Origin of the sequence: Streptomyces sp. 8K308, assembly GCF_004348315.1 — a bacterium.
Classification (GTDB): Bacteria; Actinomycetota; Actinomycetes; order Streptomycetales; family Streptomycetaceae; genus Streptomyces.
Window position 1 is genome coordinate 37,572 of sequence record NZ_SMKC01000005.1, and the last position, 19,449, is coordinate 57,020.

Genomic DNA, 19,449 nt, shown 5'->3' on the forward strand with positions numbered 1-19,449 from the left:
CCGCCCGGATGCCGACGAGTCGGCCCGGGCACGGGCCCGGGGGCCCGGGTGAGCGTTTCGCCGTCGTCGATCCGGCGACGGGTGAGGCGTTCGACGAGGCTCCCGACCAGCGGCCGGACGAGTTGGACGAGATCGTCGACCGGGCCCATGCGGCCTGGCTCAGCTGGCGGGCGGACCCCGTCGCGCGCGCCGCCGCGCTGCGCGCGGCGGCCGACCTCGTGGAGGCGGCCGGGCGGGACCTCGCTCCGCTGCTCACCCGCGAGCAGGGCAAGCCGCTGGCCGAGTCGTACGCGGAGATCGCCCGTACGGCAGCCCGCCTGCGGTACTTCGCCGACCTCGATGCCCGCCCCCAGCCGATCACGGACGGGCGGCCGGTCAGCAGCGAGGTCCGCTGGCGGCCTCTCGGACCTGTCGCCGCGCTCGTCCCGTGGAACTTCCCCCTCCAACTGGCGTCGGCGAAACTCGCGCCCGCCCTCGCGGCGGGCAACACGATGGTGCTCAAGCCCTCCCCGTTCACGCCCCTCGCCACCCGGCTGCTCGGGTCCGTCATCGCCACCGCCCTCCCTGACGGCGTACTGACGATCGTCACCGGCCGCGAGCCCCTCGGCGCCCGCCTCGCGTCCCATCCGGGGATCCGCCATGTGACCTTCACCGGATCCGGTCCCACCGGCCGGGCCGTCGCGGCGGGCGCGGCGGCCTCGCTCGCCCGGGTCACCCTGGAGCTGGGCGGCAATGACGCCGCCATCCTGCTCGACGACGTGGACGTCGAGCGCGTCGCGGACCGGTTGTTCTGGGCGGCGTTCCGCAACTGCGGGCAGGTCTGCATGGCGGTCAAGCGTGTCTACGCGCCGGCCCGGAGCTACGCGCAGGTGGTCGAGGCCCTCGCGCAGCGTGCGAGGACCGTCGTCGTTGGAGCCGGGCTCGACCCGGCCTCGCAACTGGGACCGGTCAACAACGCCCCCCAACTGGGCCGGATCGAGCGCTACACGGCCCGGGCCCTGGCGGACGGCGCCCGAGCCGTGGCCGGCGGCCACCGTCTTGACCGGCCTGGCTACTTCTTCGCCCCGACGATCCTGGCCGACGTCCCCCCGGACAGCCCGGTGGTGACGGAGGAGCAGTTCGGTCCTGTGCTGCCGGTGCTGCCGTACGTCCGTCTCGACCAGGCCGTCGAGGCAGCCAACGACACCGGCTTCGGCCTTGGCGGCTCGGTGTGGGGGACCGATCTGGACCGGGCCGAGGTGGTGGCCCACCGGTTGGAGTGCGGGACGGCGTGGATCAACCACCATGGCGAACTGTCACTGGCCCAGCCCTTCGCGGGCACGAAGGAGAGCGGCGTCGGCGTCGCGGGCGGGCCGTGGGGGCTCTACGGGAATCTCAGGCCGTTCGTCGTACACCGTCCGGAGGAGCCGTGACGCTGAGGTTCGCCGCGGCGGTGCTGCGCTCGTACGAGAGCCGATTCGCGGTCGAGGAGGTGATCCTCAAGGCGGGGCCGGTCGAGGGCGAGGTCCTGGTCAGGATCGCGGGCTGCGGGATGTGCCGCACCGATCTCGCGGTCCGGAGTTCCGCGGGCCGCTCACCGCTGCCCGCGGTGCTCGGCCACGAGGGAGCCGGGGTGGTGGTGGAGACGGGCGGCCCGCACACCGGCCTGAGCACCGGCGATCACGTCGTGCTGAGCTTCGACTCCTGCGGTCGCTGCGGGAACTGCCTGGGCGGGGCCCCCGCCTACTGCGACTCCTTCGCCGCACTGAACCTCTTCGGAGGGCGCGAGGAGAAGGCGGCACGGTTCACCGACGCGGCCGGAGGCGCGTTGGCTCCCCGGTGGTTCGGTCAGTCCTCGTTCGCCGAGTACGCCCTGGTCCCGGCCCGCAACGCCGTACGAGTCGATCCCGCGCTGCCCGTCGAACTGCTCGGACCGCTCGGCTGTGGCTTCCTCACCGGCGCCGGAACGGTCCTGAACTCCTTCGGAATCGGGCCCGGCGACACCTTCGCGGTCTTCGGCGCGGGAGCGGTGGGCCTGGCCGCGGTGATGGCGGCCACCGCCGCCGGGGCGATGACCGTGGCCGTCGAACGGCACCCCGAACGGCTGGCACTCGCCGAGCGGTTCGGCGCGATCCCGCTGCACGCGACGTCGGCCGACCTGCCCGACCGCGTTCGGCGACTCACCGACGGCGGCGCGCGGTACGCGCTCGACACCACGGGCTCCGCCCCGCTGATCAACGACGCGCTACGGGCCCTGCGCCCGACCGGTCACCTCGGTCTCGTCGCCCGGCTCCACGCCACGCTGGCGATCGAACCGGGCGCGCTGGACCGGGGCCGGAGGATCTCCCATGTCTGCGAGGGGGACGCGGTGCCGGGCCTGCTGATTCCGCGCCTGACCGGCCTGTGGCGGGCCGGCCGGTTCCCCTTCGACGAGCTGATCCGTACGTACCCGCTCGTCGACATCGACGAGGCCGAGCGTGACTTCGACGCGGGTCGCGTGGTCAAACCCGTCCTGGTTCCGGAGGGGAGCGGCCGGTGACCGGGCGGGCGACGCCGGCGCCTGCCCGACCGGTGCGTGACGCCGGTGAGACGCACCCGGGCCCGCTCACGACCTGTTCACGGCCGGGTCTTGTCCGCGAACACCCACCGGTTGCCCTCAAGCGCGTCGTTCGGCTCGGGCAGCGGGCCGCGTCCGTGCCCGCGGGTGAAGTCGAACGGGGTGTGGACCGATGTGGCCCAGCCCCTGTCCGCCAGAGCGCCCACGGAGTCGGGGCGCGGTTCCCTGTTGAAGAGGTCGAGCAGGTCGATCCCGATCTGTTGCCGCGTCGAGGTGTAGATCGGGCTGTCGCGGTATCGCATCAGGTCCTTCTCGAGCTTGACCTCGTAGGCCAGAGCGCTGCGCCCCGCGCTCAGCCGGTCCACCGTGTCGATGAGGTATGTCTCAGTGGCGTTGGGGAGGTAGAACAGCAAACCTTCGGCGAGCCAGACGCTCGGCGCGGCGGGATCGAAGCCGCCACCGGTCAGCGCTCCGACCCAGTCGTCACGCAGATCGACCGGGATCGGGACGCGCGTCGCCTTCGGAGTGGCGGACAGGTCGTCGAGCACCCGGTGTTTGAAGGCCAGCACGGGTTCCCTGTCGACCTCGAAGACCACGCAGCCTGGTGGCCAGTCGAGCCGGAAGGCCCGCGCGTCCAACCCGGCCCCGAGCAGGACCACTTGGCGGGCACCGACATCCACCGACCGCAGGAGGAAGTCGTCGAAGACCCTCGTGCGCAGACCGAAGTACCGAGCGAACCGCCCCCACAACGGGTTCGCGTCCCCGCCAGGCGCCTGTCGGAGGCGGACCGGCCAGCCCGCGGACGCCGGAGCTGCGAGCACGAAGTGCTCCGCGTAGACGTCCCGTGCCAGGCTGTCGCCGCGGTGGGTTTCGATCGCCCGTGCGGCGGCGACCAGGAGGGCGGTCAGGCCGACACCGCCTTCCACACCTTCCGTACCGGTGACGCGGTGGGATATGTCAGCCATGGACGCTCCGTCGATTCCTCTTGATCACCCTGATGAACGTGCGCCGCATTCGAGAACTGCCGACCGCCGCATCTCCAACCCCCATGTGGGTGCGCGATTTCCGCGCACTCCCAGTGTCAGAGCCCGCGAATCCCCTCGGTCGGGGGACTGGTGAAAGTCGCTCGAACGAATGAATCGCCCATGTGGCTCCGGGGCGCTCCGCCGTGCGCTAGCACGACGGGACCACCAGCCTATAGGTGCGATCCTACTAGCGGTCTGGTCTAGACCTTGACGGAGATGTCGGGGCGCGCTTCAGTGGTGCGCATCACCCCCACGACGCGGCGGCCGCCCGCTGTCCCGAGCGGTGAGCCGCCGCACTCCCGAGGAGAGAACACGTGCTGCGACAACGCATCGTGGCCTTACTGACGACCACTCTGCTCGCCATCGGGCTGGCCGGCGTGATGGTGCCGCCAGCGAGCGCGGCCCCCGCCCCCCTCGCCGCCTCCTGCGCCACCGCGACGGACTGGCGGGCCGGCGCCTGGTATCCGGCCGGCAGCATCGTCCGCTACAACGGCTCCCACTACATCGCGGAGCACGACAACCCCGGGTACGACCCGCTGATCAGCACCTGGTACTGGGAGCCGTACAGCTGCGACGGCGGGGGCGGCAACCCGAGCGGCTTCGTCGTGAGCGAGGTGCAGTTCAACCAGATGTTCTCGAACCGGAACTCCTTCTACACGTACGGCGGTCTGGTCGCCGCGCTCAGCTCCTACCCCGGATTCGCCACCACCGGCAGCCTGGAGGCGCAGCGGCGCGAGGCCGCCGCGTTCCTGGCCAACGTCAGCCACGAGACCGGCGGTCTGGTCCACATCGTGGAGCAGAACACCGCCAACTACCCGCACTACTGCGACTGGAGCCAGCCCTACGGGTGCCCCGCCGGGCAGGCCGCCTACTACGGCAGGGGCCCCATCCAACTGAGCTGGAACTTCAACTACAAGGCCGCAGGGGACGCGCTCGGCATCGATCTCCTCGGCAACCCGTGGCTGGTGCAGAACGACTCCGCCATCGCCTGGCGCACCGCCCTGTGGTTCTGGAACACCCAGTCCGGCGCCGGCACCATGAGCGGCCACCAGGCCATCGTCAGCGGCGCCGGCTTCGGTGAGTCGATCCGCAGCATCAACGGCAGCATCGAATGCGACGGCGGCAACCCAGCCCAGGTACAGAGCCGGGTGACCACCTTCCAGAACTTCAGCCAGGTCCTCGGCACCACCCCGGGCGGCAACCTGTACTGCTGACGCACCATTCTTGACGCACCATTCTCGACGCCCGCGCCGTCCCGGCCCGCCCCGAGCCGGCCGGGACGGCACCCCCGCTCCAGGCCACCCCGGACGCTTGCCGGTGCTCGGGGCATCGGGTGCGGCGTCGCCGAGAACGAGAACGCTGTTCTTGACAACGACCGGCGCGGCCATCACGGCCCCGACACGATTCAGCGACCACGAGGACTACCTACGCGCCCACACCGCCGGCCTGGCGACCACCATCGGCCTGTGACCGCGAGGCGTCTCCGCGGGCACCCGACGCGACGCCATGTGCCATGGCGCCCAGGAGGGGATCTGTGCCGCTCGGCGACCAGGTGGTGCCTACCGCCCCGGAAGACGGTAGCTGGCCGGATGGTCCCGGGACCCTGGTTCCAGCGAAGGTGAGGGCCGCCACCCGATCCCGAGGAAACGGCGACCTCCATGCCGAGCCTGTCGCGGCGTGCCCTGCTTGGCGCTCCGGCGGTGACGCCCCTGTCGGTCATGGTGCGGGCGCAGGGCCGGGGCCCGGAACCGGAGTGGCGCGGGCCCTGGCCGACTCGGCCCTCCCGTTGGCCGGCACCGATCCCTGCGGCCCGCTCGCCGATCTCCGGCCGCTGGGCGCGGCGATCGGCGACGTACCCGTCGTCGGTCTCGGCGAGATGCTGCACGGCTCGCACGAGCTCTACACGCTCAAACTCCGGGTCTTCCGCTATCTGGTGGCCGAGAAGGGGTTCCCCATCTTCGCCCTGGAGGCGAGGTGGAGCGCCAGGCTGCTGCTCGACGCGTACGTCCGCACCGGCGCCGGCGACCCGCGCCGCGTCATGGCCGACGAGTTCGGCCGCGGAGCGGCCCCCTGGCACGTACAGGAGTACCTGGCCCTCGTCCGCTGGAGGCGCGAGCACAACGCGCGCCGTCCGCGCCGGCAGGTGCGGTTCCTCGGCACCGGCCTGTACCACCCACGGCCAGGCAACGCACAGTTCCAGGCCGTCACCGACCATGTCGGCAGGCACCACCCGCACCTGCTCGACGTGTCGAGGGGCACTACCGCGCACGTCGCGCCCACGCGGCGGCGGCCGACTTCGCGGCGCTTCCACCAGCCGACCGCGACCGCCTGGCGAGCCGCGCCCGCCAGGCCGTCGACTCACGTTCCATTCGGCGTGCGGAGCCTCGACGCGCTCCACCGGTTCCTCGGCCTCGGCTCCGTCGACGCCACGGTCCAGCATCAGCTTCGGCGGTGCTGCCAGGAAGGCATCGATCACCGGGCGAGGCCCCGCACAAGGGTCCGGGCCAGCCGTTCCGCGCCGAGGAGACCGGCACCCGCGGCAGGCACGCCGTGCGCACCCGGGTTCACGGCTCTGACCACCCGTGATGCGGTGCGGCACCACGACGACGTCCGCCGCCGCGGCCGGCGCGCCCGGGACGCGGCTGTCCGGCGGCTTCGTCCGCGGCAAGCACGGGAACGAGCGCCGCGCGCCATGCCTCGACGGTCTGCTGCTTCTCGCGAGGCGCGGTCGCCAGCTCAGGGAGCGGCTCGGTCCGCAGGGCGACCACCTCAAGCAGCTCCCGGAACCGCGGTTCGGCGCCGATCCGCCGCACGTAGTCCGCGACGAAACGCTCGACCCGCGCCAGCGGGGGCTCGTCACCGTCCGCAACCTGACGCCCCGGCCCGCTCCACCACGCGACAGCGAACATGTTTGATCCTGGCATTCACGGCAAGTCGGAATGGGTCTCCGTCGAGGCGAGACGGGAGCCGCGGGTGAGAGGAGCGCGAGGTGCCGACATCCGGAAGCGGCCGCGGTGACGTGGGGCGGCGCATCGCCGACCGCCGCGCGAAGCTGGGGCTCAGCCAGGAGGAGGTGGCCGACCACGCCGGCCTGGCGGCCAGCTACGTCCGCTACGCGGAGCGACGCCCCGACGCGCCCGACACGGCCGCACTGCTCCGGATCGCGGCGGCACTCGACACGCCGGCCGCGACCCTGCTGGGAGCCGGCAACGACCTGCCGCCCGGCCTCGGCGAAGCGGGACGCCATCCGCGTCTCGTGGCCATGGACGGCCCGGAGTGCCGGGAGCGACTGTCCACCCACGGTGTAGGTCGGGTCGCCGTCAGCACCCCCCACGGACCGGCCATCCTGCCGGTGAACTACACGGTGGTGGACGGCGGCGTCGCCTTCCGCACCGGGCAGGACAGCCCGGCCGCCCGGGCCGCGGGGGCCGAGGCGGCCTTCGAGGTCGACCAGATCGACGACGCGCTCAGCCGGGGCTGGAGCGTCCTGGTCACGGGCCCCGCCCGGCAGGTGACCGACCCGGCCGAGGTGCGGCGTCTTGACGAGACGGCCCACAGCGAACCCTGGGCGGGCGGCGCACGGGACCGGTGGGTGCGCATCGCCCCGGCCCGGATCACCGGGCGGCGGATCGAGACGGGCTGAGCGACCGGGAGGAGGCGAGGCGGTGTCGGAGGCGGCGACCACCGATCTGTACGAGGTCACCATGGCCATGTCGTATATGGAGCACGGTCTGACCGGGCCGGCCACCTTCGGCCTGTTCCCCCGCCGGCTTCCACCCGACCGCGGATTCCTGGTGGCCGCCGGGCTCGAACCGGCCCTCGACTACCTCGAACGCTTCCGGGTGGGGCCCGAGGACGTCGCGGCGTTCGCCGAGGCGCTGCACCGGCCGCTCGCCAACCTCGCCCCGCTCCTCGGAACGCGGTTCACCGGCGAGGTACGGGCGGTGCCCGAGGGCCGGGTCGTGCTGGCCGGCGAGCCGCTACTCGAGGTGACGGCCCCGCTCCCCCAGGCGCAGTTGGTGGAGAGCGTGCTGCTCAACCAGCTCAACCACCACACCATGGTGGCCTCCAAGGCGGCGCGCTGCGTGCTGGCCGCCGACGGCCGGCGGGTGGTGGACTTCTCGCTGCGCCGCACCCAGGGTCTGGAGGCCGCGATGGCCGCCGCCCGGCTCGGCGCGCTCGCCGGCTTCGCCGCGACCAGCAACGTAGCCGCGGCCACCGCGTACGGCCTGCCGGCGACGGGGACGATGGCGCACTCCTACATCGAGGCGTTCGGCAACGAGGAGGCCGCGTTCCGGTCGTTCGCCCTCACCCACCCGGGCCCCGTGACCTTCCTGGTCGACACCTACGACACGGAGGCCGGCACCGAGGTGGCCGCCAAGGTGTTCCGGGAGATGGGGCTCGGGGAGGGCTGCGCGATCCGGCTCGACAGTGGGGACCTGGGCGAGTTGGCCCACCGCTCCCGGCGGATCCTGGACCGGGCGGGGCTGCCAGAGGTGCGGATCGTGGCCAGCGGCGGCCTTGACGAGTACGCCGTCGACGACCTGGTGCGGGCCGGGGCGCCGATCGACGTCTTCGCGGTCGGCACCAAGGTGGGCGTCGCCGCGGACGCCCCCTACCTCGACACCGCCTACAAGCTGGTGTCCTACGCGGGCCGGCCGGTGATGAAGCTGTCCACCGCCAAGGTGACGGCGCCAGGACCCAAGGCGGTCTGGCGGCGCCCCGGCGGACCCGATCTGATCGCCACCCGCGACGAGCCGCCGCCGGCCGGAGCCGAGCCGCTGCTGCGCACGGTGATGACCGACGGCCGCCGCACCGGACCGCGCGACACGCTGCGGGCGGCCCACGAGCGGCTGACCGCCGACCTGGCGGCGCTGCCCCGGGACGCGCTGCGCGTCCGGGGTCCGAAGATGCCCGTCCCCGTGGTCTCCGACCGGCTCGTGGGCCTCACCGACGAGGTGCGGAAGCGGATCGAGCGGGACCGGCCGAGCGCGCCGGCGGCACGGCCCCACGTCCCGTGAGGGGCCCGCGGCCCGCAGGCGCGGTCGGCGACGGCCTCGCCGTCGTCATGACGTGAGTGCGGCGAAGAGGTCGGGCACCAACCCCGCGTTGGGGTAGCTCAAGGGCACGGTCAACACCGGCTTCTCGATGCCCGCGGCATCCCCACCCTCTACTACGGCTCGGAGATCGAGTTCCGGGCCGGCCGGCGCATCGACTGCGGCCCCGGTTGCCCGCTGGCCACGACGGGCCGCGCCTACTACGGGGACCACGTCGAGGGCGAGGTGACGACGGCCGACTTCGGCGAGGTCGCCTCGGCGAGCGGCCCGGTCGCCGAGACGTTGGAGCAGCCGCTCGTCCGGCACGTGCAGCGCCGCCTCAACCAGATCCACCGTGCCGTGCCCGCCCTCCAGACGGGCCAGTACTCCACCGAGGGCATCTCGGGGAACATGGCCTTCAAACGGCGCTACACCGACCAGGAGACCGGGGTGGACAGCTTCGCCCTGGTCACGGTAAGTGGCGCGACGACCTTCACCGGCATCCCCAACGGCACCTACGTCGACGTCGTGACCGGCGACACCCGGCGGGTGACCGACGGCACCCTGAGCGTGGCGGCGCCGGGCAAGGGGAATCTGCGGGTCTACGTCCTCGACCTGGGCGGCGCCAACGCCGCACCCGGCCAGGTCGGTGGCGTCGGGCCGTATCTGCGCTGACCCCGGGCCGGCCGGGAGCGGGAAGACGAGCCTGGCGACCAGGGAGGCGATCGCGATCATCACCATGCGGAAGACGCCGTCCCGCCGGCTTTCCTCAACGTTGGCGACCACCAGGGCGCCTCCGGTGGAGAACGGGCTGGAGTCCACGGCCGATGCGGCCAAGCGCAGGACGAACGGCACAATCAGCGGCACCAGCACGCCGAACGATGCCCGCGGCCGCGTCCTCGGCGTGGCGCTCGACGCGGTGCGCGCCCGGCCCGACCGGTTACGCGCGACCGTCGTCATCGGCCAGCGGGAGCCACGCGCGGCCCTCGATGCCCTGGGCGGCCCGCACACCGCGGGAGCGCGGGGCATCCGGCTCAACCTGGTGGGCGCGCCGCCCGTGCCGCTCGGCCGGGCGGCTGCGTGACGAGGTCGGCGTCGACCGCCTGCTGTGGGGGAGCGACCGGCCCTGAGTTCACCGAGGCACCGGACCAGCGGGCCGGACGCGCCGCGCGGACTCGTCCCCGACCCGCGGTCCAACGGCGGCGGCTCCGACCGACTCGGCCTACCGCTCGCGCAGGACGTCCCCGCCCGGCCGTGGCCGAGCGGGGACGAGGCCGGCTGCGTGCGGACCGGCGCGAGCCGTCGGAACGGGCCGGCGGTCAGGGCACGGTGACGCCGTAGGCGTTGGCCGCCTCGACGACCGGCTGGAAGAAGGTGACGCCGCCGGAGGTGCAGTTGCCGCTGCCCCCGGAGGTCAGGCCGAGGCCGGTGGAGCCGGACCACAGGGGACCACCGCTGTCGCCGGGCTCGGCGCAGATGTTGGTCCGGATCATGTCGTAGACGACCTCGCCGTTCCCGTAGTCGACCGTCCAGCCGAGGCCGGTGACCGAGCCGCAGCGCACGCCGGTGGTGCTGCCGCTGCGGCAGGCCGACTGGCCCACCACGGGGTTGGCGAAGCCGGTGATGGTGCCGCCGCCCGCCACCGTGCCGGGCACCGAGGAGGGCTGCGGGTCGTAGGCCACGAGGCCGAAGTCGTTGACGGGGAACGACGAGCCGGCGGTGTAGCCGATCCAGGCGGAGCCGTTGTGCCAGAGCGGGTACGGCGGCGTCGGACCGTACGGGTCGGCCGTACAGTGACCGGCGGTCAGGAAGTAGTAGCTGCCGCCGGAGCGGACGTTGAAGCCGAGCGAGCAGCGCCAGCCGACGTCGGCGTAGATCGCGTCGCCGCCCTGCAGGTACCTCTCGAACGTGCCCTCGGTGCGCTGGACGTCCAGCGCGCCGGCCAGGTCGCCGGCGCTGGCGGTGAGTTCGGCGAGGTCGGCCTCGGAGACCGTCTCGTCGACCAGGACCGTCACCGTGTCGGTCGCCTGGTCGACGGCCCAGGCGACGCCGCCGATGCCGGCGGCCTCGATGGCCTCACTGGCGGCGGACAACTCGGTGGCGCTGAAACCGCCTTCGTCGGCATGGGCGGTGGCCGGCAGGAACAGCGCCGACGCGGCGACCAGGCCGGTGGCGACCGCCAGGGCCCGTAAGCCGCGGGCGAGACGCCGGCGCGAGGTGGTGCGCTTCGATCTCACGTGCATTCCTCCAGTGGGATTCGTCGATCCAGTGGATGAGACGGCTGTGAGGTGCGTGAAGCATGGCGATTCGGCACCCACCGAGCGGAGAACACGCAAATCCGCGACAAGTGCCACACGAGATACTCCCATTCCGTCACGCTTTGACAAGGCGCACTTTCGGCCAGTAGCCGTCTGGGCCGTCACCGGGGGCGCCGAGCGGCGCGTGCGAGGAGCAGCGAGAGGGCGAGGAGGACGAGTCCGGCCGCGGGGGCCTGGGCGAGGGCGGCGGACGCACCCCACGCGTCGGCGGTGCGCCCGGCGAGCGACGCCGCCACCGCCGAACCGGCCGCGCCCGCGGAGTTGTTCCAGGTGAAGGCCTGGGTGAGAACGGTGGGGTGGACGGTGCGCTCCGTGAGGACGTTCAGCAGGACGAGCGTGGGCGGGACCGCCGCCTCCGTGACCACCACGGCCACGCCAAGCGAAACGGCTGACGGCGCGAGGGGAAGCAGCAGCGCCGTGCCCGTCAACCATGCGGTGGACACGACGAGTTGGTGGTGCGCCGGAGCGGAGGGCCGCAGCAGCCCGTAGAGCCAGCCGGAGAGCAGCCCGCTGAGGCCGGAGGCGGCGATGATCGGCGCGGCGGCGCCGGGGATCCCGTTGCTGATGGCGAAGGCGCTCACGGCGACCCCCATGGTGCCGAAGTACAGCCCGATGGCCAGGTTCAGCAGGGCCAGGAGCAGAACGGCGGACCGCGGCCACCTCCGTCCGGCGCGGGCGTGTTCGGCATACGCACGGGCGGGCGGGGGAGCGGTGCGGACCTGGGCGGCCAGGGCCGCTCCCCCGCCGAGGATCAGGGCCGCGGCGATGGTGCTGGCCAGGGCGGCGTCGCCGACCGCGCCGAGCGAGGTGGCCAGCACGGGCCCGAGGAGGAAGGCGGTGGCGTTGGCGAGGGACTCCAGGGAGAAGGCGGTGGGCAGTTCGTCGGCCCGTTCGTCGCGCAGCAGGTGGGCCCAGCGGGCCGCGGACAGGGCGCCGAGTTGGGGGACAACCGCGCCGGCGCAGGTGGCGGCGGTGATCGCGGCCGCTGGGGTGGTGGAGGCGAGGACGCAGCCGATGGCGGCGGCGTGGCCGATGAGCAAGCACGGCAGGACGCGGGTCTGTCCGAACCGGTCGATCAGACGGGCCAGTTGCGGGCCGGCCAGGGCCTCGGCGAGGGCGAATCCGGCGGTGGCGAGACCGGCGGTGCCGTAGGAGCCGGTGCGGGCGTGCAGCAACCAGACCAGGCCGAAACCGGTCATGGCGATGCCGACGCGTCCGAGGGCGGCGGTCAGGAAGAAGGCGGCGGCGCCGGGGGTGCGCAGCAGGGGCCGGTAGCCGGTGGCGGCGCTGGGCATGGGTGTCCTTCGTCGCCGCCCGGCGGGGAGGGCCGTCCGGGGTCGCCGGCGCCTGAGTGAGCTGAGAGGTGCGACCCCTGGCCCGCCGGGGGACGTCCAGGACTGCGGTGGGACGGGACACGCGCCCTCACCGCCGCCCCCGACACCGGGCGGAGGAGAAACGTCAGGCCCGGACCAAGGCGGGTCCGGGCGACCGGGGCAACAGTAGCAGGGCTGGCGATGGGGGCGCGGGGGAGGTCACCAGGCCGGCGTCGTCCCGCGGCGGCTCACGAGCCGTGGGCCACCTCACCACGGCCCGTGCGGTGATGTTCGGCGGGATGTTCGGCGGATTCGTGCGGTGTTCGCGCCGCGGTGCTGTACTGGGTCGATATGAGCGGACACGAGACAGTGACGGGGCCGAGCCGGCGAGCCGCGCTCGCGGCGGCCGGCGGATTACTGATCACCGCGGTCTCCGGGGCGACCCGGACGGCTGCCGCGGCCGCGCCCCGAACCCCGCCCGGGGCGGCCAGGACCTCCCGGCTCTCCACCGACACCCTGCTGGTCCACGCGGACATGCATAACCACACGATCATGTCCGACGGCGACGGCGACCCGGAGGCGGCGTTCGCGTCGATGCGGGCCGCCGGCCTCGACGTCGCGGCCCTGACCGACCACAGCACCCTGTTCTCCGTCGAGGGCCTCGACGGAGCGGAGTGGCGGCGGACGGGCGAACTGGCCGACGCGGCGAACGACCCCGGGCGCTACACGGCGATCCGGGGGTTCGAGTGGTCGCACCCGCTGCTCGGACACGCCAACGTGTGGTTCACCGACGACTGGGTGGACCTGCTCGGCGCCGGTTCGATGGGCGGCTTCTTCCAGTGGCTCGGTGCCCGGCAGGCCGTGGCGAGCTTCAACCACCCGGGCCGCGAGCCGCTGCGGTTCGGCGGCTTCGACTACACGCCGGCCGTGCGCGAGCAGTTAGTGGGGCTCGAAATGTTCAACCGCACCGACGACTACCTCTTCCAGGGCTGGTCGAGCGGTTCTGACTCGCCCCTGGTGGCGTGCCTCAACGCCGGCTGGCGCACCGGGCTGAGCGGGGTGACCGACGAGCACGGCACCGACTGGGGCTTCCCCGAGGGGAAGGGCCGCAGCGGCCTCTGGGTCACCGAGAACACCCGGCAGGGCGTGTTCGAGGCGATGCGCGCCCGCCGGTTCTTCGCCACCCGGGTCTCGGGGCTACGGCTCGACGCCACGGCGAACGGGGTCCGGATGGGCGGGGAGTTGGCGCTCGCCGCCGGTGACGTCAGGTTCGCCGTCGACCTCGACCGTGGTCCCGACTGGCAGGACAGGCCGCTCGTCGTGCAGGTGCTGCGCCCTGGCACGGACGTTCCGGCGGTCGCGGACGTCGTCGAGACGGTGGCCGGCCGCCTGGTGGAGTTCACGGTGCCGCTCGACGTCGAGGACGGGGACTGGGTCGTGCTCCGCGTCTCCGACCCCACACGGGCCAACGAGACGCCGGGACCGGCGGGCCACCCGTGCAACGACTGGGGCGTCGCCTACACCAGCCCCTGGTGGCTGGTGCCCTGACCGTCGAGACGTGCCAACGGGACCTCGTCAGCGGGCGGTTCGTGGCGCGTCCGGTGTCGGTAGCGCAGCGGGGACTCGCCCACCTCGCGTTTGAACGCGGTACTGAAGGCGCTCTCGGAGCCGTAGCCGAGTTGGACCGCGAGCGACCCGACGCGGACGTCGCCGTCCCGGAGGGCGCGCCGCGCCAGCAGCATGCGCCAGCGGCTGAGATAGGTCAGCGGCGGCACACCGGCGACGGTCCTGAAGCGTTCGGCGAACGAGGTGCGCGACATCGCCGCGGCGCGCGCCAGTTGCTCGAGCCCCCACGGTTTGGCCGGGTCGCCGTGCATGAGGCTGAGCGCCGGACGCAGCCGTTCGTCGGTCAGCAACCGCAGCCATCCGGGGGGCAGTTCGGCCTGGTCGACGTAGGCGCGCAGCAGCTCGAGCACCAGGAGTTGCGCGTACTGCCGGATGGCGAACGCCGAGCCCATCCGGTGCCCGGTCGCCTCGTGGAAGAGTCGGTCGAGGCAACCGCGCAGATCGGCCGCCACGGCGGCCGATGACCGGACGTGCCCCAGCGGCGGGAGCGCCTGCGTCAGCAGTGCCCGACCGGCCGGGTTGAGGTCGACGCGGCCACCGACGAGGACGTCGTCGGTACCGTCGTGTGCGGCGACGAGGCGGGGGGAGGGGAAGCCGGGCTCGGGCGCGATCTCGCGGCGGGGCCCGTCGCCGGTGCCGCCTTCGAGCTCCAGCCACGACCGGTTGTTCAGGATGGCGACGTCCCCCGGCCCGAGCTCGATCGGCTCGGCCGCACCGTCGGTGGTCAGCCGGGCCCGACCGCGCACCATCGCCATGAACTTCAGCGGGGTGTCGATGACGGCTCTCGACCCCCAGGGGCCGCGCGCCGCGAACCCGCCCGTCATCTGACCGCGGACCTCGACGAGGTCGAACACCTCGGACAGTTGATCAGGGACCATGCCCGTACTATCGCGAAGGAAATACGAACGGTCAATGATTCAGAGTACGGCCGGTGGCGCGCAGAGTGGTGCCATGACTCAGGACCAACACCCCATCGGCTCCGGCTTCACGGCGGCGTCCACGGCCGACGAGGTCCTCCGCGGCATCGATCTGACGGGCAGGAACGTCATCGTCACCGGTGGCCACGTCGGTCTCGGCCTGGAGACCACGCGCGCGCTCAGCGGGGCCGACGCCTCCGTGACCGTGGGCACGCGGGACCCGGACCGCGCCGCGCCCGGGCTGGCCGGCATCGAGCGCGTGGAGATCGATCGTCTCGACCTCCTCGATCCGGCGTCGATCGACGCCTTCGCCGCCCGCTACCTCGGCTCAGGGCGCCCGCTGCACATCCTGATCAACAACGCCGGCATCATGGGCGGCCCCCTGGTCCGGGACGCCCGCGGCTACGAATCGCAGTTCGCGACCAACCATCTCGGCCACTTCCAACTGCCCCTGGCCCTGTCCCCCGCCCTGCGCGCGGCTCAGGGCGCCCGGGTGGTCAACCTGACGTCCGGCGGCCACCGGCTCTCCGACATCCGCTGGGACGACCCGCACTTCACCACCGGCTACGACGGCATGCTCGCATACGGCCAGTCGAAGACCGCCAACGTGCTCTTCGCCGTCGAGCTCGACCGCCGGTGGGCCGACGACGGGATCCGCGGCCACGCCGTGCACCCGGGCATCGTCGTCACGACCAGCCTGGGGCCGGCGCGGGCCGAGGACGGTCCCGCGGTGAGCGAGGCGGCGCAGCGGGCCATGGGTCTCCTCGACGCCTCAGGCCGGCCGGTCATCGACCCCGATCGCGAGATGAAGACGCCGCGGCAGGGGGCCAGCACCATCGTGTTCGCCGCGACCAGTCCCCTGCTCGCCGGGATCGGCGGCGTCTACCTCAAGAACAACGACGTCTCGCCGCTCGACACTCCGAGGCCCGTCGCGTTCGGCGTCGGCGAGGACGTGCCGTCCGACGTCGTGCCACACGCGGTGGACCCGGAGTCGGCACCGCCGGCTCTGGGAGTTGAGCGAGCGGCTGCTCACGGCGTAGCAGGCGGGAAACCGAAGCCCGGCCTTCTTCACGCTTTCAGGTGAACCGCGACCATCGCCCCGGTCGACGCCGGGGCGATGACCGGATAGTGATTCCGGCGCTGGGCCGCTCGTCCTCGCCCGCGCGTCGACCGCCGGCAGAAAGGTGAACGCACCATGCGTACCGAGGCGATCAACCGGGTCAAGCTCGTCTTCTCCCTCTTCGACGTCAACGGCAACGGCAAGCTGGAGGCCGAGGACTTCGACCTCATGGCGGACCGGGTCGTCGAGGCGGCGTCCGCGTCCGACGAGGCGGCGAAGAGCACCATGCGGGCCGCGTTCCGGCGGTACTGGGAGACGCTGGAGGCCGAGCTCGACGCCGACGGCGACGGCCGGGTCAGCTACGAGGAGTATGTCCGCTGCGTCCTGTCGCCCGAGCGCTTCGACGCCACCATCGCCGCGTTCGCCGACGCCCTCGCCGCGCTCGGCGACCCGGATGGCGAGGGCTTGGTGGAGCGGTCGCGCTTCATGGCGCTGATGGTGGCCATCGGCTTCGAACGCCCCAACATCGACGCGCTGTTCGACGCCTTCGGCCCCACGGACACCGACCACATCACGGTGGCGACCTGGGTGGAGGGCATCAAGGACTATTACGCCCCGGAGAAGGCGGACATCCCGGGCGACCGGCTCGTCGGCCACCCGGCGACCTGAGCACACCGCCCGATGGTACGGCCGGCGCGACTCCGGCCCCGTCGTGAAGAACCGCCCCGCCTCGTGTGCCATATTGCGGACATCCCAGGCGAAAGGGATCTCATGAAGTTCGCGGTCATCGGCGGCACCGGGCTGATCGGGTCACAGGTCGTCAAGGCTCTGGATGCCGCCGGACACGAGGCGGTCCCGCACGGGAAGTCCACCGGCATCGACATCATCAGCGGCCAGGAGGTGGACCAGGCGGTGGCCGGGGTCGACGTCGTCGTCAACCTGACGAACTCCCCGACCTTCGACGAAGCGTCGACCGCCTTCTTCCAGACCTCGATGGACAACCTGCTCGCCGCGGCCCGGCGGGGCGGCGTCCGGCACTTCGTCGTCCTCTCGATCGTCGGCGTGGACCAGGTGCCGGAGCTGGACTACTACCGCGCCAAGGCGCTCCAGGAGGAGATCCTCAGGACGGGACCGATCCCCTACTCGATCGTCCGCGCGACACAGTTCATGGAGTTCGTCGACGCGGTGCTGGCCATGACCACTGAAGGCGACACCGTCCGGCTGCCCGCCACGCCGATCCAGCCGATCGCCGCCAGGGACGTGGCCGCCGCGGTCGCGGAAGTCGCCGCCGGCGCCCCGCTGATGGGCATCCGCGACATCGCCGGACCGGAGGTCTTCCCGCTGGACGAGCTCGGCCGGATCACCCTGTCCCGCGAGGCCGACGGCCGCACCGTCGTCACCGACCCCACTGCCGGCATGTTCGCCGCCGTCAAGGGTGACGTCCTCACCGACACGAACGCCCACCTCGCCCCCACTCGGTACACCGACTGGCTCTCCTGAAACCACTTCGCCTCAAGACCACGATCCGCGGGACACTGCGCGCATGGCCGATGAAGAGGTGCTGCAGGACACGCCACACCGCCGGGTGGTGCGCCGCGGCGGCACCGTCCGGCGCCCCGTGCACCCGTGGACCCCGGCCGTGCACGCCCTGCTCCTGCACCTGGCGGACGTCGGCTTCCCGTACTCGCCGCGGGTGCTCGGAATCGACGAGGAGGGTCGTGAGGTCCTCGGCTATCTGGAAGGCGAGTCCGGGCCGCTGGGCTGGGCCCGAGTGGTCGACGACGCGGGACTCGCCACCTTCGCCCGCCTGCTGCGCCAGTACCACGACGCGGTCGCCGACTTTCGTCCGCCCGAGGGGCTCGGCTGGTGCACCGGGGACAGCGGGCTGCGCGACGGCGAGGTGGTCTGCCACGGTGACTTCGGCCCGTGGAACATCGTCTGGCGGGGCGAGGCGCCGGCGGGGATCCTGGACTGGGACTACGCCCGTCCGGCGCCCCGCCTGCATGACGTCGCCTACGCCCTGGAGTACGTCGCGCCGTTCCGGGACGACGCCGAGTGCCTGCGATGGCTGCGCTACCCGGAGCCGCCCGACCGACGCCACCGCCTGGAGCTGTTCGCCACCGCGTACGGCCTGACCTCCACCGCCGGCCTGGTCGACGCGGTCATCGACGTGCAGCGGAGCGGGATCGAGCAGGTCCGCGCACTGGCCGAGCGGGGCTGCCAGCCCCAGGTCAGCTGGGTGGCCGACGGTCACCTCGACGACCTGGACCGGCGACTCGCCTGGAGCCGGACCAACCGCCACCTGTTCGCCTGAGCCGGCGCCGAGCAGCCCGGCGCCTTCCGGGACGGACACGCTCAGCCGGCGGCGGGCACGGCCATGGTGAGCGACGGATGGGTGGCGATCACCTCGTCGAGTGCGTCGAGACCGTGCCGGACGAGTGGGTGGGCGCGGCCGCCCTGCCGGACGCAGCTGAGGATCCGGCGGGAGACGGGCAGTTCGCGCCCGAGCGGGACCCGGACCGCGCGGTGGCTGGGCGGGATCTCGGTGAGCCTGGGGTAGAGGGAGATCCCGAGGCCGTGGCCGACCATGGCGGAGACGGCCGTCCACTCCTTCGTCCAGTGGGCGACCGTGGGGGTGAAGCCGGCCACGGAACAGAACACGATGACGCGCTGGTAGTGGTCGCAACTGCCGGGCAGTGGCAGCACCCAGTCCTCGCGCGCGGTCTCGGCCAGTGGCACCTCGACGCGCGTGGCCAGCGGATGGCCGGCCGGCACGATCAGATCGAGCGGCTCCTCGAGCAGCGGCTCCTGGTCGAAGCGCGAGTCGTTGGGGTGGGGGAAGTCCTCCGAGGGGGCCAGCACAGCGATGTCGGCGTCGGTGGACAGCAGCAGGTCGAATCCGGCGGCGGTCTCGCACTCGGTGACCATCACGGTGAGGTTGGGGTGGCGCTTGCGCAGCAGAGCGGTCGCGGGGGCGATCAGGCCGGCGACGGCGCTGGGGTAGCCGCAGATCCGCAGCAGGCCGGCCTCGCCCGAGCGGTAGGCCTCGAGGGCGGACTCGGCCTCCTCCCAGCGGGCCAGCAGTTCCTCGCCATGTCTGATGACCAGGTGGGCGGCGCCGGTCAACCGGATCCCGCGCCCCTGCGGCTCGACCAGCTGGACCTTCAACTCCTTCGCGAGCTCGCGGAGTTGATGGGAGACGGCGGAGGGGGTCAGATGCAGCGCGGTGGCCGCGGCGGTCACCGTGCCGTGCTGGTGCACCGCGCGGAGCACCTGGAGCCGACGCAGATCAATCATGCAATGATTCTGCACGGAGTACCCGAGAAATGTGAAATGGACCTGCACGGTCGAGTGGCGGCACACTGCCCGTATGACCACGACAATCAGGATTCCCCAGGCAATCGCCGCCCCCGTCGAGCTCTCCAGCCACACCACGAGCGAGGGCACCGTCGTCTGGCTCCGCTGCGGCTGCGGCCGGCTGCGGATGGTCTTCACCCCCGACTCCCCCGCTGACCGCCCGACCACGGCCGGCGGCCGCACCCGGGGCTGCCCGTACTGCGGCTGACCGCCCGCGGAACCGCGGGCGGTCAGGCCGGCCTCCGCCGTCGACGGCGAACA

The 19,449-nt window shown here is 72.8% G+C and carries 17 protein-coding genes and 3 pseudogenes; 14 read left to right on the forward strand and 6 right to left on the reverse strand.

Translation table 11 applies throughout. From position 1 onward, the window contains the following. Positions 1 to 8 precede the first annotated feature (8 nt). The gene (locus tag E1265_RS01765; protein WP_132928401.1) at positions 9 to 1,412 is read left to right on the forward strand and encodes an aldehyde dehydrogenase family protein; all 1,404 of its coding nucleotides are present in this window, start codon (positions 9 to 11) and stop codon (positions 1,410 to 1,412) included. Positions 1,413 to 1,414: 2 nt separating this feature from the next. Further along, positions 1,415 to 2,518, forward strand: coding sequence for an NAD(P)-dependent alcohol dehydrogenase (locus tag E1265_RS01770; protein ID WP_132928426.1), 1,104 nt, complete (start codon positions 1,415 to 1,417; stop codon positions 2,516 to 2,518). A 77-nt stretch (positions 2,519 to 2,595) separates the two neighbouring features. On the opposite strand, the gene E1265_RS01775 is transcribed toward E1265_RS01770, so the two are convergent. Further along, positions 2,596 to 3,501 (reverse strand): class I SAM-dependent methyltransferase, encoded by a 906-nt coding sequence (locus E1265_RS01775; RefSeq protein ID WP_132928402.1) that lies wholly within the window; start codon positions 3,499 to 3,501, stop codon positions 2,596 to 2,598. A gap of 374 nt (positions 3,502 to 3,875) precedes the next feature. Between E1265_RS01775 and E1265_RS01780 the strand changes: the two genes are divergently transcribed. Next, a complete protein-coding gene (locus tag E1265_RS01780) occupies positions 3,876 to 4,775 on the forward strand; it encodes a glycoside hydrolase family 19 protein (protein WP_279571385.1) in 900 nt (299 codons plus the stop codon). Between the two features lie 662 nt (positions 4,776 to 5,437). Then, positions 5,438 to 5,851, forward strand: a pseudogene (locus tag E1265_RS38515) (erythromycin esterase family protein); the annotation flags it as partial. A gap of 274 nt (positions 5,852 to 6,125) precedes the next feature. On the opposite strand, the gene E1265_RS38520 reads toward E1265_RS38515, so the two are convergent. Then, complete coding sequence (locus E1265_RS38520) at positions 6,126 to 6,470, reverse strand: hypothetical protein (RefSeq protein WP_243740468.1); 345 nt, start codon at positions 6,468 to 6,470, stop codon at positions 6,126 to 6,128. A gap of 80 nt (positions 6,471 to 6,550) precedes the next feature. Between E1265_RS38520 and E1265_RS01790 the strand changes: the two genes are divergently transcribed. From E1265_RS01790 to E1265_RS01805, 4 genes and pseudogenes are all read left to right on the forward strand, one after another. Next, the gene (locus E1265_RS01790) at positions 6,551 to 7,204 is read left to right on the forward strand and encodes a pyridoxamine 5'-phosphate oxidase family protein (protein ID WP_132928404.1); all 654 of its coding nucleotides are present in this window, start codon (positions 6,551 to 6,553) and stop codon (positions 7,202 to 7,204) included. A gap of 22 nt (positions 7,205 to 7,226) precedes the next feature. Next, positions 7,227 to 8,582 (forward strand): nicotinate phosphoribosyltransferase, encoded by a 1,356-nt coding sequence (locus tag E1265_RS01795; RefSeq protein WP_132928405.1) that lies wholly within the window; start codon positions 7,227 to 7,229, stop codon positions 8,580 to 8,582. Between the two features lie 132 nt (positions 8,583 to 8,714). Further along, positions 8,715 to 9,272: pseudogene (locus tag E1265_RS01800) on the forward strand (alpha-amylase); the annotation flags it as partial. A gap of 64 nt (positions 9,273 to 9,336) precedes the next feature. Next, entirely contained in the window at positions 9,337 to 9,681 is a 345-nt protein-coding gene (locus tag E1265_RS01805) for a hypothetical protein (protein WP_132928406.1), read from the forward strand. Positions 9,682 to 9,916: 235 nt separating this feature from the next. Here E1265_RS01805 and E1265_RS01810 read toward each other — a convergent pair whose 3' ends face one another. Beyond that, complete coding sequence (locus E1265_RS01810; RefSeq protein ID WP_132928407.1) at positions 9,917 to 10,834, reverse strand: S1 family peptidase; 918 nt, start codon at positions 10,832 to 10,834, stop codon at positions 9,917 to 9,919. A gap of 182 nt (positions 10,835 to 11,016) precedes the next feature. Continuing rightward, positions 11,017 to 12,210: an MFS transporter gene (locus tag E1265_RS01815; protein ID WP_132928408.1), complete on the reverse strand. Its 1,194-nt coding sequence runs from the start codon at positions 12,208 to 12,210 to the stop codon at positions 11,017 to 11,019. A 369-nt stretch (positions 12,211 to 12,579) separates the two neighbouring features. Here E1265_RS01815 and E1265_RS01820 point away from each other — a divergent pair, with 369 nt between their 5' ends. Continuing rightward, complete coding sequence (locus tag E1265_RS01820) at positions 12,580 to 13,776, forward strand: CehA/McbA family metallohydrolase (protein ID WP_132928409.1); 1,197 nt, start codon at positions 12,580 to 12,582, stop codon at positions 13,774 to 13,776. Here E1265_RS01820 and E1265_RS01825 read toward each other — a convergent pair. Further along, on the reverse strand, positions 13,746 to 14,732 hold the full coding sequence (locus tag E1265_RS01825) for an AraC family transcriptional regulator (protein WP_132928410.1): 987 nt from the start codon (positions 14,730 to 14,732) through the stop codon (positions 13,746 to 13,748). The two genes, E1265_RS01820 and E1265_RS01825, sit on opposite strands and share 31 nt — an antisense overlap. A gap of 73 nt (positions 14,733 to 14,805) precedes the next feature. Between E1265_RS01825 and E1265_RS01830 the strand changes: the two are divergent. The 4 genes and pseudogenes from E1265_RS01830 (at position 14,806) to E1265_RS01845 (ending at position 18,145) form a co-directional block, all read left to right on the forward strand. Next, positions 14,806 to 15,811: pseudogene (locus E1265_RS01830) on the forward strand (SDR family NAD(P)-dependent oxidoreductase). A 155-nt stretch (positions 15,812 to 15,966) separates the two neighbouring features. After that, the gene (locus tag E1265_RS01835; protein ID WP_132928411.1) at positions 15,967 to 16,500 is read left to right on the forward strand and encodes an EF-hand domain-containing protein; all 534 of its coding nucleotides are present in this window, start codon (positions 15,967 to 15,969) and stop codon (positions 16,498 to 16,500) included. Positions 16,501 to 16,602: 102 nt separating this feature from the next. Further along, entirely contained in the window at positions 16,603 to 17,331 is a 729-nt protein-coding gene (locus E1265_RS01840) for an NAD(P)H-binding protein (protein WP_132928412.1), read from the forward strand. A gap of 43 nt (positions 17,332 to 17,374) precedes the next feature. Continuing rightward, positions 17,375 to 18,145, forward strand: a complete 771-nt coding sequence (locus E1265_RS01845; protein ID WP_132928413.1) for an aminoglycoside phosphotransferase family protein — start codon at positions 17,375 to 17,377, stop codon at positions 18,143 to 18,145. Between the two features lie 41 nt (positions 18,146 to 18,186). On the opposite strand, the gene E1265_RS01850 is transcribed toward E1265_RS01845, so the two are convergent. Beyond that, complete coding sequence (locus E1265_RS01850; protein WP_243740462.1) at positions 18,187 to 19,128, reverse strand: LysR family transcriptional regulator; 942 nt, start codon at positions 19,126 to 19,128, stop codon at positions 18,187 to 18,189. Between the two features lie 73 nt (positions 19,129 to 19,201). Here E1265_RS01850 and E1265_RS01855 point away from each other — a divergent pair, with 73 nt between their 5' ends. Then, a complete protein-coding gene (locus E1265_RS01855) occupies positions 19,202 to 19,396 on the forward strand; it encodes a hypothetical protein (protein WP_132928414.1) in 195 nt (64 codons plus the stop codon). The last annotated feature ends 53 nt before the right edge of the window (positions 19,397 to 19,449 follow it).